This is a genomic window from Nocardia sp. JW2, assembly GCF_051843015.1.
Lineage (GTDB): Bacteria > Actinomycetota > Actinomycetes > Mycobacteriales > Mycobacteriaceae > Nocardia > Nocardia coubleae.
In genome coordinates this window covers 199644-217602 of the sequence record NZ_JBPXLK010000006.1, presented here as the reverse complement: position 1 = coordinate 217602, position 17959 = coordinate 199644, and the positions used below count along the sequence as shown (strand labels likewise).

Below are 17959 nucleotides of genomic sequence, written 5' to 3'. Positions count from 1 at the left end.
CGGCTATTCGTCGATGCGACGCAGGATCCGGGCGATTTCGGCGAGGGCGGCGGGTTCGGTCATCCGCCAGTGGGTGGCTGCGATCGGGTGGTTGTGCACCGCTGCGGTGATCGCGTCCGCCCACGATGTCGCACCGGTGGAGCCGGTCGGGTCGTCGGTGGCGGTGAAGTAGGTGAGGGGGCCGTGGAAGGGGCGGGGCCGGTAGGCGGCGTCGAGTGCGAGGGAGGTGGTCGCACCGTCGATGATCCTGTCGATGCGTGCTTCGTCGACGGGCACGTCGGGTGCCGACAACGCGCACAGTCGGCGGACCAGGGCCCGCGCGTCGGTTTCGTCGCCCTCGCCGGCGAACCCGCCGAGGAGGTCGGTGGCGGTGACTTCGGTGGCCGTCGCGGGTGAGGCGCTGGTGAGGCGGCTGTCGAGCATGCCGAGCAGCGCGACCTGTTCCCCGTCTTCCTGCAGTTGCACCGCCATGGCGTGGGCGATCACGCCACCCAGCGACCAGCCGAGCAGGTGGTAGGGCCCCTCGGGTTGCACGGCGCGTAGGTGCTTGAGGTAGAGCAGTGCCCACTGTTCGATCGAATCCGGCAGCGGCTCGGTGGAACTCAGCGCCGGTGATTGCAGACCGTAGACGGGGCGGTCCAGGTGTGCGGTGAGACCACTGAACGACCAGGCCAGGCCGCTGACGGGGTGCACACAGAACAGGGGTTCGCCGGTGCCGGTGGTGCGCAACGGGAGCAGGATGTCGAAGGCGGTGTCGGGGCCGGTGGAGTCCGTACCGGCCGCCCGTAGCGCGGTGAGGATCCCGGCGGGGGTGGGGGCGGTGAAGATGCAGGTGACGGGGACGGTCGCGGCGAGCGCGTCGCCGAGCTGGGCGGCCAGACGGGTGGCGAGCAGCGAGGTGCCGCCGAGTTCGAAGAAATGGTCGTCCATGCCGACCCGGTCCAGGCGGAGTACGTCGGCGAAAACCGCGCACACCGCCTGCTCCACCGCACCGGCCGGAGCACGGTGGGTGCGGGCGGTGAACGTCGGCGCGGGCAGGGCGTCGCGGTCGAGTTTGCCGTGCGCGGTGAGCGGAATCCGGTCCAGGACCACGATCGACGCGGGCATCATGTGGGCGGGCAGCTGGTGGGCGGCCCACTCGGTGAGCCGTTCGGCGGTGACCGGCTTGCCTTGTCCGGCGACGACATAGGACACCAGCACGGTTTCGCCGGTCTGATTGGCGCGGCCGAGGGTGACGGCGGACGCCACGTCGGGATGCTCGGTGAGGACCGAGTCGATCTCAGTGAGCTCGATGCGGAAGCCGCGGATCTTGGTCTGGAAGTCGGTGCGACCTCGGTAGTCGAGTTCGCCGTCGGCGGTCCAGGCCGCGAGGTCACCGGTGCGGTACATGCGTTCGCCCGGCATGAAGGGGTCGGCGACGAACCGTTCGGCGGTGAGATCGGGGCGGGCCAGGTACCCGGTGGCCAATTGTGTTCCGCCCAGGTACAACTCGCCGGTGACCCCGGTGGGGACGGGGTTGAGGTGTGCGTCGAGAACGTAGACCCGGCTGTTGTGGACGGGCCGGCCGATCGGCACGGTGACGGTGTCGCGCGGTGTCACCCGGTGACTGGTGATCGACACGGCGGCCTCGGTGGGTCCGTACACGTTGAACAGCGCTGCCTGTGGTGCCGCGGTTTGGATGCGGCGCGCCAGGGACACCGGCAGTGCCTCACCGATGGCGAGGACGCGGCGCAGCGAGCTGGGCAGGTCCTCGGTGAGCAGGGCATCGAGCATCGAGGGCACGGCATGCAGGGTGGTGACGTTCTCGGTGCGCATCAGCTCCGCCAGGTAGGCGGGGTCGCGGTGTCCGCCCGCGGACGCGAGCACGATGCGCCCACCACTCACCGCGGTGGACCAGAACTCCCACACCGACAGATCGAAGGTCGCGGCGGTCTTCAGCAACACGGCATCGTCGGCGCCGAGACCGAATTCGATGGTCTTCCACCGCAGCTGGTTGACGATCGCGGCGTGCGGCACCGCGACCCCCTTGGGGCGGCCGGTCGATCCCGACGTGAAGATCACGTAGGCGGTGTCGCTCGCCCGGACGGGGGCTACCCGTTCGGCGTCGACGAGTGGTTGCGGCGAGTAACCGCCCAGATCCAGTTGCTCGACCGGCACGGCATCGTGCGAACCGGTCGCGGCGAGCCAGGTGTCGGCCCGGGTGAGGGTCAGCAGCGGGGCCGCGGTGTCGAGGATGTAGCGGGTGCGTGCCTGCGGTTGGTCCGGGTCGACGGGCACGTACGCACCACCGGCGGCCGTGACCGCGTACATCGCGACGACCAGATCCACCGAGCGCCGCATCGCGAGCGCGACCCGTGTTCCCGGCCCGACGCCGGCGGCGACCAGGTGGCGGGCCAACCGGTTGACCCGGGCGTCGAGTTCGGCGAAGGTCCAGCGCGCACCGTCGGCGACCAGGGCGACCGCGTCCGGGGTGGATCGGACGGTGGCCGCACGCAGCGAGGCCAGGGTGGCGGCCGGATCACTGTGTCGCACAGTGTGATTCCAGGTGTGCAGGACACGGGTGCGTTCGGCGGAGTCGAGCAGGTCGACGGTGTGCAGGGGCCGGTTCGGGTCGGTCAGTACCGCCGAGAGCAGGCGGGTGAGCCGGTCGAGGAATCCCGCGACGGTGGCCGCGTCGAACAGGTCGGTGGCGTAGGTGCAGTACCCGCCGATACCGGCCGGGGCACCGTCGGCGCTGTAGCGGTCGGCGACGATCAGGTGCAGATCGAACTGGGACAGTTCGCGATCCAGCTCCACCGAGCTGACGCCGACCTCGAGCAGATCCATGCTGACCTGTCCGAGGTTCTGGAACGACAACCCGACCTGGAACAGCGGGTGCCGCGCGGTGGATCGAGCGGGGTTGAGGACCTCGACGAGCCGTTCGAAGGGGATGTCGGCGTGGGCGAAGGCCTGCAGGTCGATGTCGCGTTGCCGGGTGAGCAGGTCGGTGAAGCTCGCGCGGTGGTCGACGCGGGTGCGGAAGACCAGGGTGTTGACGAACATGCCGATCAGGTCGTCGAGCACCGCGTCGCCACGACCGGCGACGGGTGTGCCGATGGCGATGTCGGTGCTGCCCGACAGGCGCGACAGCACCACGGCGAAGGCGGTGTGCACGGCCATGAACAGGGTGGCGCCGTGGGTGCGCGACAGTTCGGTCAGGGCGGTGTGGGTGGCGGCGTCGAGCGTGAACGGCACCCGGCCACCGGCATACGTCTGGACCGCGGGGCGGGGGCGATCGCGGGGCAGCTCGAGCTGGTCGGGCAGATCCGCCAGCTCGCGCCGCCAGTAGGCGAGTTGGGTGGCGGCGGTGGAGGTGGTGTCGGATTCGTCGCCGAGCAGGTTCTGCTGCCAGATGGCGTAGTCGGCGTACTGCACGGGCAGTGGCGTCCAGGTGGGGGCGTGACCGTCGACGCGGGCGCCGTAGGCCGAGACCAGGTCGCGGGTGAGCGGGCCACCGGAGAAGCCGTCACCGGCGATGTGGTGCACGGCGACGGCCAGGATGTGTTCGTCGCCGGTTTCGAACAGGGCGGCGCGCAACGGCACCTCGGTGGTCACGTCGAACGGCGCCGAAATAAGTTCCGCGACAGCGGCATCCGGGTCCGCCGGGGCGGGTGCGAGCACCAGCCGTGGCACGTCGGGATGGTCGGCGGGCAGCACGACCTGCGCCGGTGCCTGATCGAGCATCGGGTACACGGTGCGCAGGATCTCGTGGCGGGTGACGACATCGGTGAACGCGGCAACCAGCGCGGCGGTGTCGAGCGCGCCGGTCAGGCGCAAGACGACGGGAATGGTGTACGCGGCGGTCCCGGTGTCGAACCGGTTCAAAAACCACATGCGCTGCTGGGCGGGTGAGAGCGGAATGCGCTCCGGCCGTGGCTGGGCGCACAGCGCGGGCCGGGTCTGTGCCTGCGCCGAGGCGCTGATCGCGGCGGCGCATCCGGCGACGGTCGGTGCGGCGAACAGTGACCGCACCGGCACCCGGGTACCGACCGCGGCGCTCAGGCGTGCCGCCAGCCGGGTGGCGAGCAGGGAGTTGCCACCGAGGTCGAAGAAGTTGTCGTCGGCACCGACCCGTTCGACGCCGAGGACCTCGGCGAAGATCGCGGCGACCGTGCGCTCGGGCCCGGTGGACGGCTCACGATAACGGCGGCTGACGAATTCGGGTGCGGGCAGCGCTGTCCGGTCGATCTTGCCGGTGGCCGACACCGGAACACGATCGAGCACGACCACCGCCGCGGGCACCATGTGCGCGGGCAACAGCGTCGCCGCCCATCGGGTGAGGGCACCGGCATCGGGGGCGCGACCGGTCACGTACGACACCAGCACCGTCTCGCCGGCCGGGTTCTCGGTGCCGAGGGTGAGCGCGAAACTCACCTGGGGGTGGCGCACCAGCACGGCATCGACCTCGCCGGGTTCGACGCGGAAACCGCGGATCTTGATCTGGAAGTCGCCGCGGCCCAGGTACTCCAGCTCGTAGCGGTCCTTGTGTACCCAGCGCACCAGGTCACCGGTGCGGTACATGCGCGCACCGGTCTCGCTCCACGGGCAGGCCACGAAACGTTCGGCGGTGGTCGCGCCGCGACCGCCGTAACCACGGGCCAGACCGGGCCCGGTCAGGTACAGCTCACCGGTGACGCCGACGGGCACCGGCCGCAGCCGGGCGTCGATGACGAGTGCCCGCATGCCGGGTACGGGTGTGCCGATGGTGATGCGCTCACCGGCGCGCAGGACGGTGTAGGTGGCACCGATGGTGGTCTCGGTCGGTCCGTATCCGTTGAGGAAGGTGCGACCGGATGCCCACGCGGACAACAGTTCCGGTGCTACGGCCTCACCGCCGGCCGACACGCAACGCAGGTCGGGCAGCCCGGCGGGATCGAGGGTGCTCAGCAGTGCCGGGGTGATGATCGTATGGGTGACACGTTCGGTGCGCAGCAGCTCGTCGAGTTCGGCGCCGCCGAAGGTGTCCGGCGGTGCGATGACGAGGGTGGCGCCCCGGTGGAAGGCGGTGGCGATCTCCTCGATCGACTGGTCGAAACTCGGTGAGCACACGTGCAGCATGCGGTCGTCGTGACGTAGACGCATCAGGTTCGCCGAGTGTGCGACGAGAGCGGCCAGACCGGTGTGGGTGACACACACACCCTTCGGGGTGCCGGTGGAACCGGAGGTGTAGATCAGGTAGGCGGTGTTGTCGCGACGCAGGGGTCTGCGGCGGTGCCGGTCACGCACGGGAGTCGACGCGCACGCCGCCGTCCGGGCGCGCACGGCCGGGTCGTCGACGATCAAGGGCCGCACCGATTCCGGCAGAACACGGGCATGCGCGGTGACGGTGATCCCCACCGCGGCGCCGGAGTCGGCGAGCATGTGCCAGATGCGGTCGTCGGGGTAGTTCGGGTCGACGGGCAGATACACCCCGCCCGCTTTCGCGACCGCCCACAGCGCGAGAATCGCCTCGTAGGAGCGGGGGATCGCGCAGGCGACGACGATCTCGGGACCGACACCTTCGCTGATCAGGACCCGCGCCAAGCGGGAGGAATCGGCGTCGAGCGTGCCGTAGGTGTAGTCGTTTCCGTTGTCGCGCACAGCGATTCGGCGTTGCCCGAAGCCGGTGCCGCGGACGAGGAGCTGGGCGAGGGTACGTGCGGCGCGGTGGCGTGGCCCGGTGCCGATGCGCGCGAGCAGGTGGTCCTCGCCCCGCACCCCGACCGACAGATCACCCACCGGGACACCCGGACAGCGGGTGATGTCGGTGAGCAGACCGACCAGGCGGTGCGCCAGCGCCGTCGCCGAAGACACCTCGACACCCGGGCCGTCGACGCCGACAGACATTCCGGTGCTCGATTCGGTCACCACCACCGTGAGATCGCGTGCCTCGGCCGACGGCACCGTCGAAGCACCGTCCGGGCGCACAGAATTGCGCAGTTCGAGGCGGAACTGTCCCAGCGAGCCGTGGTCGGCGCCGAGCAGATGGGTGAGGTCCTCGACCGGGATACCGGAGTGGGCGAGCGCCCGGGTCTCGGCCCGGTGCACGCGGTCGAGCAGCGTGCCGAATGGTTCGGTGGGGTCGATGTGGGTGCGCAGCAGAAGGTCCGAGGTGTCGAGCACGATGTCGTCGGAGCCGGTGAGCCGTGCGATCAGGATCGACACCGCGGCGCTGATCGCGCTCGACCAACCGGCGTCCGCACTGTCGGCCAGCCGCCGCAGATCTCGGTGCGTTGTCGCCGGGACGGGGAAACCCGACCGCGGGTGTTCTGTGTCGCGGGTGCCGAGTGCGTGATTCTGTGGTTCGACCCCCGACCCCGTACCGATCGTGCGGTGGTCAGGTGCCACCTCGGTGCCGATCAACGCTTCGGTGGGCAGGGTGAGACGGCCGGGTAGGTCGGCGAGGGCGGTGCGCCAGAAGCGGGAGCGGGTGATCGGGTCGGTCGGGTTCGCGCCGAGCTTCGTCACGATATCGATCGCGCCCACCGACAGACCGGGATCGGCACCTCGATCAGACGCGATCGTCCCCGTGGCGGTCAGTTCGGACAGGGCGGTGCGCAGCCGGTCGGTGACGGCGCGCGCCACCTCGTCCGACACCAGGTCACGCCGGTATTTGACCTGTACCTGGGTGCGGGCGCCGAGGAAGACGAGGACCGTGATCGGGTAGTGGGTGTGGTCGGCGCCTTGCAGGTCGTCGATGCGCAGACCGTCGAGCGCGCCACCGGCCTGCTGCAGACCCTCGACATCGACGGGGTAGGACTCGAACGCCAGCATGGTGTCGAACAATTCGCCCCGACCGGCGACCCTTTGGATGGCGCCCAGCCCGAGGTGATGGTGGTCGAGCAGCGTGGCCTGCTCGGTCTGCACCGCGCGGATCACCTCGCCGACCGCACCGTCGATGCGCACGCGCACCGGGACGGCGTCGACGAACAGGCCGATCATGTCGCCGACACCGTCGAGCTGCGGTGGGCGCCCGGACACGGTGGCGCCGAACACGATGTCGTCGCGACCGGTACACGCGGCGACGACCAGCGCCCACGCGGTCTGGAACACCGTATTGGCGGTGACCTCGACCGACGCGGCGAAGGTGGTGAGCGCGGCGGTGGCGGTGGCGTCGAGCTCGAATTCGCACAGCCCGTAACCGGTTCCGACGGGGCGTGGCCAGGTCAGTTCCGGGGCGAACATGGTCGGTTCGACCCCGTGCAGCAGCTCCGACCACGCCTGCTCGGCGACGGTCCGGTCCTGGCGGCTGAGCCAGTCGAGGTAGTCGCGGTAGGGACGCACCTCGGGCAGGACGCTCGCGTCTCCACCGGTGGTGTAGAGGACGAGCAGTTCCTTCATCAGCAACGGCATGGACCAGCCGTCGAGCAAGATGTGATGCCCGGTCAGCACCAGGCGGTTGCGTCCGGAACCGGTGCGGTACACCGTGAAGCGCAGCAGCGGCGCGACCGCCGGATCGAATCCGGCCGCCTGGTCGGCGGCGAGCAGACCGGCCAGCTCGGCCTCGGTCGTGTCGACCACCCGCACCGGTGCCTCGACATTGTCGGCGATCACCTGCACGGGTGTGCCGTCGGGAGTGGTGACGAATGCCGAACGCAGGTTCGCGTGCCGGGCGAGGACAGCGGCCGCCGCGCGACGCAACCGGTCGATGTCGAGCTCGCCGGTGAGATCGACCATGAGCTGGATGACGTAGGCGTGCACCGATTCCTCGAGCATGTCGCCCAGCGCGAGCAGCGAATGCTGGAGCGGTGAGAGCGGCAGCACGTCCGACAGCCCGGGGTGATCGCGCCGCCAGGTGTCGAGTTCGGTTTGCGACACCCGGACCAGCGGCACATCGGACGGTGTCGGTCCACCCGCCTGCGGGTAGTCGGTGTGATCGGCGAGTGCGGTCAGCCAGTCCGACCAGATGTCGGCCAGCTCCCGAACCTCGGCTTCGTCGAGAATGCCGGTGGCGTAGCGGAAGTCGGCTTGCAGTCGCAGCCCGGTTTCGGTGGCGACCGCGATGGTGTTGATGTCGAGGACAGCGTTCGCGGGCAGGGTGGGGTCGTGGTCGACGTCGATGTCGCCGAGGTCGTCGGTGGGCAGCCAGTCGCCGTCGGCGGGTCCGGTGGTCACCGCGCGACCGAGGTAGTTGAATCCGATCTGGGCCACCGATTCGGTCGCGAGGTGCCCGGCGCTACGCAGCAGCTCGAAACCGATGCCGTTATCGGGCACGGCGAGCAGTTGTTCCTTGATCGTGCGCATGATCGCGGCGAGCGCTTCGTCGTCGAAACTCGCCGGTCGCAGCTCCGTCAGGTCGAGCACGACGGGGTAGACGGTGGTGAACCAGCCGACCGTGCGGGTGAGGTCGGCGCCGGGGACGACGTCTTCCTGTCTGCCGTGGCCCTCGAGCCGCAGCCGCAGTGCGGGCGCGTCGACACCGCGACGGGCGCGCCACACCCGCACCGCGAGCGCGAGTGCGGCGAGCAGCCCGTGGTCGGCCCCGGCCCGGTACAGGCCGGGCAATGTCGTGAGCAGGGGGTCGGTCACCTCGGGCGGGATCTGCACGGTGATCGAGCGCGTGGTTGCCTCGGTGTCGACCGTGCGATCGAGGGCACGGGCACCGAGCAGCGGGTCGGCGGTCGCGAGAGCGCGTCGCCAGTAGGGCAGTTCGGCGGTGCGGTCCACGGTGGTCAGTGCGTGCGCCCAGCGCCGGAACGAGGTGCCGACCGGTGGCAGCGCGATCGGCTGCCCGGCGCTGTGTTGCGCCCAGGCCAGGATCAGGTCGGGCAGCAGGATGCGCCACGAGACACCGTCGATGACGTAGTGGTGCGCGGCGACCGCGAGCACGTCGCCGCCGCCGTTGCCACGAACCCAGGTGAACGCGATCATGCGGGCCGCCGCCGGATCCAGCGTTGTCAGCGCGGCATTCATCGCCCGGGTACCGATGCCGGTGAGGTCGTCGCCCGCTTCGAGCTCGCCGATCAGCTCGTCGACCGGCACCGCGTGTGGTTCCAGCACCTCGAGCTGCCAGCCACCGTCGAAATCGCGCAGCCTGGCACGCAACATGTCGTGGCGCGCCACGACGGCGGCGATGGTGGCGACCAAACCGGCACGGTCGATGCCGTCGGGTAGGGCCAGCACCATCGTCTGGGCGAAGCGGTCACTGGATCCGGTGGACAGGGATTCGGTGAGCACGGGTGTCAGCGGAACGTCGCCGACACCGCCGCCGGGGAGTTCGGCCAGGGTGATCGTGGCCGGGCCGTCGGTGGTCGCGACCCGGGCCAGGGCGGCGACGGTGCGGTGCTCGAAAACGTCTCGGGTGGAGAAGGTGATGCCCGCGGTGCGGGCCAGTGACACCAGTTGGATCGACAGGATGCTGTCGCCACCGGTGGCGAAGAACGACTCGTCCGCCCCCACCGACGACACCCCGAGTACGCGGGCGAACAGGTCGGCCAGGCGGGTTTGCATCGCACCCTTCGGCGCGGTGGTCGTCTCGGTGACGCTGATCGGGTCGGGCAGGGCTTTGCGGTCGAGTTTGCCGTTGGCGGTCAACGGCCAGGCATCCAGGACCACGATCGCCGACGGCACCGCATGGGCGGGCAGACGGCGTGCCGCGTAGTCGATCAGGTTCGTCGGGTCGGGCGTGGCATCGTGTGCCGCAAGCACATACGACACCAGGGTGGTCGATCCGGCGGGCGTGCGCCTGCCGACGGTGACGGCGCACTCGACGTCGGTGTGCCCGGTCAGCACGGCATCGATCTCGCCCGGTTCGATGCGGAAACCACGCACCTTCAGCTGGGTGTCGGCGCGGCTCACGTACTCGAGGTCGCCGGTCGTGCGCAGACGAACCAGGTCGCCGGTCCGGTACATGCGGCTGCCGGGGGGACCCCACGGGTCGGCGACGAAACGAGCCGAGGTGGTGACGGGCTGGTTGCGGTATCCGCGAGCCAGGGCAGGGCCCGCCAGATACAGCTCGCCCGTGACACCCGGTGCGACCGGGTTCAGCCGTGCGTCGAGGATCACGGCATGTGTGCCGCGCACCGGGGTGCCGATCGTGATCGGTTGTCCCGCAGTCAGTTCGGCGTAGGTGGAGATGATGGTGGTCTCGGTGGGTCCGTACCCGTTGAGGTAGCGGCGGTGCGGGCCCTGCCATTTCGCCAGCAGTTCCGGTGTGGTCACGTCACCACCGACCGACAGGGACACCAGGGCGTCGAGACCGGCCGGGTCGAGGGTGCCGAGTACGGCCGGGGTGATGATCGCGTGCGTCACCGCCTCGGCCGCGAGCAGGTCGGCCAGTTCGACCCCACCCACGATGTCGGACCCCACGATCACCAAGGTCGCGCCGGTCGAGAAGGCACACAGCCATTCGAGCACCGACGGGTCGAACCAGGGTGAGCAGATGTGCAGGAAGCGGTGATTGGGCTCGAGGCGGTAGCGCTCGACCGCCTCGGCGACCAGCGGAGCCAGGCCGGCATGCGTCACTGTGACGCCCTTGGGCAGGCCCGTGGATCCGGAGGTGTAGATGATGTAGGCCGGATGGTCGGCGCGCAGCGGGGTGCTGCGGTCGCGGTCGGTGATCGGGGTACTCGACCGGGCGGTGCAGGACTCGGCGAAAGCGAGGTCGTCGAGGACCAACCAGGTGATGTCGGTGGGCAGATGATCGAGGTGGGCGCCGACGGTGATGCCGATCGTGGCTCCCGAATCGGTGACGAGGTGGTGCAGCCGCTGGGCGGGGTTGGCCGGGTCCATCGGCACGAACACACCGCCTGCCGCGGTGATCGCGACGGCGGCGGCGACCATCTCGTCGGAGCGTGGAAGCGCCACGGCGACAGGTATTTCCGGGCCGACGCCGTGCGCGATGAGTTCACGGGCCAGGCGTGCGGTGTGCTCGGTCAGCTCGCCGTAGGTGGTCGAGTGACCGTTGTAGCGGATCGCGACGCGGTCCGGTCCGAGAGTCGCACCCGTGGTCACCAGGTCGGGGAACAGCGATGTCGGTGCCTCGGTGCCGGGGCGGGTGAGCAGTGCCGTGTGTTCGGCGGTGCTGAGAATCGGTAAGTCCCCGACAGGGGTTTTCGGGTTCTCGACGGCGGCCGCCAGGAGGCGAACCAGGCGCTCGGCGAAGGATTCGATCGTCTGCTGATCGAACAGTGCTGTGTCGTAAGTGAATTCGGCGCCGATTCGGGTGGGTTCGGTGTGGTTGTCCATCACGTCGGTGTCGACCGACAACGTCAGATCGAAGGACGTCTCGTCACTGTGACGTGTGTTGACCGGACGGAGCATGACGCGAAGCAGGGGGTGCGATGCCGCCGCGTGGTGGCTTTCCGTCGACTCGGATTCGCTGAGGTGCGGGGCGCAGTGGTCTGCGTGGGCGGAGTGCCGCGCCACCATCTCATCGGTAGTCATCCCTGGTCGCGCCATGGCTTCGTCGACGACCATTGACGCGTCGGTGAGCAGGCGCTCGAACTCGGCGGCACCGAGGACGCGCAGACGCAGTACGCGGTCTGCGGCAGAAGAATACGGCGCTGCGATGACGATGTCGTCGGTGCCCGACAGTCGTGCCAGCAGCGTCGCGAAGGCCGTATACACAACGCTGAACACCGTGGTGTCATAGGCGCGGGCGGTGTCGCGCGCCCCTCGGCACACCTCGGCGGGAACAGCGAAGTCCACCCGTCCGGGCCGCTTCGTGAGGTGCCCGGCACTGCGGTCCGCCGATTCGACAAGGTAAGCCGGGTCGAATGGTTGCCCCTCCGCGTGTGTGGCGGGTGACGACTCGCTACCGTCCGACGAAACCCGGCGGGGACGCTCCGTCGGCAGCGGCAACTCCAACGGCAGGTCGGTGAGCACCCCACGCCAGTACGCCACGTCCGAGATCGGATCACGCTGCCGTGCAAGGGTTCCCAGCAGTTCGCCGGCGGTGCGTTCGGGGGAGTGCACGATGGCGTCGAGGACTGTGCGCAACCGGTTCGCCAGTGCCTCGGCGATATCGGCGCCGATCGCCTCGAGCCGGTACTGCAACCCGACCCGGATCCCCGCACCGACCTCGACGCCGACCGCCACGGGGTAATGGGTGGCGTTGGCGGCCCGCACATCGACGATCTCGAGACCGTCGATCGAGCCGTGTGCCTGCCGCATCCCTTCGGTATCCACCGGGTACGACTCGTATGCCATGAGTGTGTCGAACAGTTCCCCGGCGCCCGCCACCCGCTGGATATCGGTCAGCCCCAGATGGTGACCGCCCAGCAGCGCGATTTGTTCGGACTGCACCCGCGACAACAACTCACGCAACGACGCGTTCTCGTCGATTCGTACCCGGACGGGAATGGTGTTGGCGAACAGGCCGACCATGCCGTCCACACCGTCGAGCTGTGGTGGGCGCCCCGACACCACCGCGCCGAACAGCACATCGTCACGACCCAGCGCCCCGGCCAGGACCAGCCCCCATGCGGTCTGGAACACCGTGTTGACGGTGACCTCGGTGGCGGCGGCGAAACCGGCGAGTTCCTGGGCGCCATCGCGCGACAACTCCACGACCGACATCCCGTGCCCGGGTGCGGCGTCGGTGGGTGGGACAGTGGCGGTGAGCAGGCTCGGCTCGTGCCCGTCCAGGGCAGCGCGCCAACTCTCGAGGGCGGCGGTGCGGTCCTGGTCGGCGAGCCAGGCGAGGTAGTCGCGGTAGGGGCGCACGTGCGGAAGCAGTGTGGGCGCACCGTCGGCGGCGTAGCAGACGAGCAGTTCGCGCATGAGCAACGGCATGGACCAGCCGTCGACCAGCAGGTGATGCGCGGTCACCACCAGATGCAGGCTCGCCGGCCCGCGATAAACCGTGAACCGGAGCAGGGGTGCAGCGGTCAGGTCGAACGCGACGCGGGATTCGGCGGCGAGCAGCGCGTGCGGGTCGGTGCGGTCGGTGTCGACGACGCGCCAGGGCACCGTCACGTCCTCGACCACGAAACCGACCAGGGTACCGGCCGTTGTCGTTCCGAAGGCGGTGCGCAGGATGCCGTGCCGGTCCAGCACCGCCCCCGCCGCGCGGCGTAGTCGCTCGAGGTCGACCGCACCGGTCATCTCGACCGCCAATTGCACCAGGTACGGGTCGGTCGGCGACACCTGCGCCAGGAACAGCAACCCGAGCTGCAAGGGCGCCAACGGCACCACATCGCTGAGGCCGGGACGGATGCGCTGCCAGTCGTCGAGCTCGGCCTGGGTGACGTCGACCAGCGGCACATCGGCGGGCGACAGGCCACCGGCGGCCGGATGGTCCAGATGTTCGGCGAGCACCGTCAACGCCGAGGTCCAGCAGTCGGCGAGCTCGCGCACGTCCGCCTCGTCCAGGATCAGCGACGCGTAGGAGAACGAAGCACGAAGCAGCACACCGTCTTCCGTGCCGACGGCTACCGCGTTGATGTCGACAACGGCGGCGGCGGGCAGCTGCGGGTCCTGGTCGGCGGCCGGTTCGCCCCATTCCGCGGTCGGCAACCAGCTGTGGTCGGTGGCGTCGCCGGTGGAGATGCGGCCGAGGTAGTTGAACCCGACCTGGCCCAGCGAACCCGGTAGCTCGGTCGCGGGATCGAGGTGGCGCAGGATGCCGAAACCGATGCCGCGGTGTGGCACCGCGCGCAACTGTTCCTTGACGGCCTTGACCACCGACGCGGTCTGCGAGCCCGGTCGCCATGCGCCGTCGGCGTCGATCTCGCCCAGGTCGAGCGCCACCGGGTACATGCTGGTGAACCAGCCGACGGTCCGCGTCAGGTCGGCGCCGTCGACGGCGGATTCCGCACGCCCGTGACCTTCCAGGCGCACCCGGGTGGTGGACGCGTTCACGCCTCGACGGGCCCGCCAGCTCCGCACCGCCATGGCCAGCGCGGCGAGCAGGCCGTCCTCGGCGCCTGCCCGGTAGCGGGCGGGCAGGTCGGTGAGCACGGCACGGGTGATGTCGGCGGGGATCTCGACGCTGAACGTGCGCACGGTCGACGCGGTATCGATAACCGGATCCAGCCCACGTTGCCCCAGCAGCGGGTCGGCAACCCCCAGGGTTCGCTGCCAGTGGTCTAGTTCGTTGCGGCGCCGTGGTGCCGACTCGACCAATCCGTGCGCCCATCGACGGAACGACGTACCGACCGCGGGTAGCGCGATCGGTTGACCCGCCGCGTGCTGCGCCCACGCGGTCACCAGGTCCGACAGCAGGATTCGCCACGAGACGCCGTCGATCACGAGGTGGTTGGCCGCCACGATCAGCCCGTCGGGGCCGTCGTCGCGGGTCAGCCACGCGAAACCGATCATCCGGTGGTCGCGCGGATCCAGTGACGCGAGGACGGCATCCATCGCCACGTCGGCGATGTCCTCGGAGCCCTCGAAACGCTGCAGCAGGTCGTCCACCGGGACACCGCCCGGCGGCAGCACATCGAGCGACCACTGCCCGTCGATCTCGCGCACCCCGGCGCGCAGCATGTCGTGATGATCGACGACAGCGGTCAGGATGCGAAGCAGCGTCGGCCGATCGATGCCCTCGGGGAGGGCGAGCACCATCTGCTGGGTGAATCTGCCGAACACGCGGCCGTCGGCGAGGGTGGCGGCGAGCACCGGTGTGAGCGCGACCTCGCCCACCCCGCCGCCGGGCAATTCGGGAAGCGCCGGAGCGGCGTCGTCGCCGAGCGCGGCGACCCGGGCCAACCCGGCCACGGTGCGGTGCTCGAACACCTGCTGCGGGGTGAACGAGATGCCCGCGTGGCGTGCGCGGGTCACCAGCTGGATCGACAGGATGCTGTCGCCACCGGCGGCGAAGAACGAATCCTCGGCACCGACCCGCTCCACGCCGAGGATCTGGGCGAACAGTTCGGCGATCGCCGTTTCCACCGGCCCCTCGGGTGCGCGGGAAGTCGCGGCGGCGAAAACCGGTGCGGGTAGGGCGTTGCGGTCCAGTTTGCCGTTCGGGGTCAGCGGGATCTCGTCGAGCGCCACCACGAGCGTGGGCACCATATGACCCGGCAGGAAGGACCCGACGAAACGGATCAATTCCTCGGGGTCGATCGTGGCACCCGGCTCGGCGAGCACATACGAGACGAGCGCGGTCGCCCCGGAGTCGGCTTTCGCGCCGATGGTGACGGCGTAGTCGACATCCGGGTGCGCGGTGAGGGCCGCGTCGATCTCGCCCAGCTCCACCCGGAAACCACGGATCTTCACCTGGAAATCCGACCGGCCCAGGTACTCGAAGTCGCCGGTTTCCGTGCGCCGCACGAGGTCACCCGTGCGATACATCCGCGCTCCCGGCGCCGCGAACGGTGCCGCGACGAACCGCTCGGCCGTGAGCCCCGGCCTGCCGCGGTAATTCTGCGCCAGCGCCGGACCCGACAGATACAGCTCACCGGCCACCCCGACCGGGACGGGACGCAATCGCGCGTCAAGCACCACCGCACCGATCGCGGGGAAGGCGGACCCGATCGTCACCGGCTCACCGGGTGTCAACACGGCGCTGCCGGTGGCCAGCACGGTCGCCTCGGTGGGGCCGTACCCGTTGAAGAACGCGCGGCCTTGCGCCCAGCGCCGCACCAGTGTCGGCCCGAAGGCATCACCGGCGACCACCACGACCCGTAACTCGTCGAGCCCGCGCGGGTCCACCGATTCCAGGGCCGCCGGGGTGATGAGCATGTGCGTCACCCGTTCCCTGGCGATCAGCTCGGCCAGCTCCGGGCCCGCGTAGACCTGTGGCGGCGCGACAACGAGTGTGGCACCGGAGTTGAACGCCACCAGCAGTTCCAGCACGGATACGTCGAAATTCGGGGAACACACGTGCAGCACTCGTGCCGAGGCATCGACCGCATATCGTTCGCGGGCCGCCGCGACCAGACCGGCCAGGCCGGTATGCGTGACGACCACACCCTTCGGTCTGCCCGTGGAACCGGAGGTGTAGATGACGTAGGCGGGGTGCTGGTCGGTCAGCGGGCGCACCCGGTCCAGATACGAGATCGGATGCGCCGGCTGGGCGGCGATCCGTTCGGCGTCGGAATCGAGCTCGAGCCAGACGATCGACTCACCGAGGGCCGGCCGGTGTGCCGCGCAGGTGAGGCCGAGGACTGCGCCGGAGTCGGCCAGCAGGTAGGCGATGCGCTCGGCGGGTAACGACGGATCGACCGGCACGTAGGCGGCACCGGTTTTGGCGACCGCCCAGACCGCCGCCACCGATTCGATCGAGCGGGTGAACCCGAGCGCCACCACGTCGCCCGGGCCGACACCACGGGCCAGCAGCTCCCGCGCGAGCCTGGCGGAGTACTCGTCGAGTTCGGTGTAGGTGAGCTCGCGGCGGGCACCGTCGGCGGGGGAGAAGGACAGGGCGATCGTGTCGGCGGCGGTGTCCACCGCGGCGGTCAGCAGCTGTGCGAAGAGGGGAGCGCCCGGCTTCCGATTGCCTCGACCACGCGGCGACCGACGAACTTCACCCATCCGAGTACAACATCCTCACCTGTCCGGCCCACCACTGCCTGAACGACCCACGAACCCTGCGCGGATTCTGGATCTACCGGGGGTGGACCAGGGTGTTCGGCGACCATGACACCACACGACACGCGGCTATGACACATCTCCGGTCTGTTTGCCAGCCCAAAAAGCTACCTGGAGCCCGAATTTGTGCGGATGGCACAATACGGTCGGCGGAATTTGGGCAGCGAACGGAGCGGGCACGTGGCGGCATACGGAACCCTCACCTGGGTCGGGCACGCACTGGCGCCGCTGACCGCCGGCATCACCGAGGACCTCATCCGCGTCACCGAGCAGATGATTCCCGTCGACGACATCGCCGCGGACCTGGGGGACATGCGTGCGGCGAGCATCGCCGAGAACATCGCCGCCGTGCAGCACGTGCTCGCCAACAACATCGACCCCGCGACCGTCGGCCCACCCCCGGGCGCGGCTGCCTACGCGCAGCGACTCGCCCGGCGCGGTGTTCCGCTGACCGTGCTGCTGCGTGCCTACGGCCTCGGCCAGTACCGGCTGCTCGACGCCGCCATCGGACTCATCCTGGCCACCCCGGGTATCGACCACAACGCCCGCATCGCCGAACTCCTGCGCTTCGCCAGCATCTATCTCGACCGCCTGAACTCGTCCATGGGCCGGATCTACGAGGCCGAACGCGACCGCTGGCTCAGCAGCAGGCAGGCCGCGCGCCAGCAGTGGATCGCCCGGCTTCTCGACAGCGACGACGTGGATGTGCCCGCGGCCGAGGAAGCACTCGAATACCGCCTCGACCGAAGTCATCTCGCCGTGGAGGTCTGGACACCGCCCACCGTCACGGGCGCCGAGGCGACGCGAGCGCTGGAACAGGCACGTCAGGTGGTGTCGGCGGCGCTGCGGACCGTCGGGCGTGGCCTGGTGGCCTCGACGGGAGACCGGGCGCTGCGGATCTGGTTCCCGGTCGAGGGGGAGCAGGCGATCGACGATCTGACCACTCAGGTCGTCGCATCCGGGCTGCCGGTGCGCGTCGCGCTCGGTTCGCTCGGCGAAGGCCTCCCGGGCTTCCGCCGTTCCACCCGCAACGCCGCCCGCGCGAAGGACCTCGCCGTCTCGGCAGGTCACACCGCGCCGCCGGTTTCGGCCTACGACGCCGTCGCTCCCTTCGCCCTGCTCACCGACGATCCCGATGAGCTGGCCGCTCTCGTCCGCCGCACCCTCGGCGCCCTGGCGGGTGCCGGCGCCAAGAAGGAACTCCTACGCCACACCCTCGATGTCTTCCTGACCGAGGGCGCCAGCTACTCGCGGACCGCCCGCACTCTCGACGTGCATCGCAACACCATCCAATACCGCATCCAGCAGATCACCACCCGCTACGGAATCACCTTGGATACCAACAGTTTCGACCTCCGCTTCGCCCTCGGCATCTGCCGCTGGCACCCTCACGTACTGACTCGGACATTCTGAGTCCAGCCGGTTTGTGCTGGCCGCACAGCACAGGCGAGACCGAGGACACAAG

General features: G+C 69.8%; 2 protein-coding genes. One reads left to right on the top strand and one right to left on the bottom strand.

All coding sequences use genetic code 11. The features are described 5' to 3' along the window. Positions 1 to 3: 3 nt before the first annotated feature. Complete coding sequence (locus ACSVDM_RS11850; protein WP_439264683.1) at positions 4 to 16437, bottom strand: amino acid adenylation domain-containing protein; 16434 nt, start codon at positions 16435 to 16437, stop codon at positions 4 to 6. A gap of 237 nt (positions 16438 to 16674) precedes the next feature. On the opposite strand from ACSVDM_RS11850, the gene ACSVDM_RS11845 reads away from it, so the two are divergent. After that, complete coding sequence (locus ACSVDM_RS11845) at positions 16675 to 17907, top strand: PucR family transcriptional regulator (RefSeq protein ID WP_439264681.1); 1233 nt, start codon at positions 16675 to 16677, stop codon at positions 17905 to 17907. The last annotated feature ends 52 nt before the right edge of the window (positions 17908 to 17959 follow it).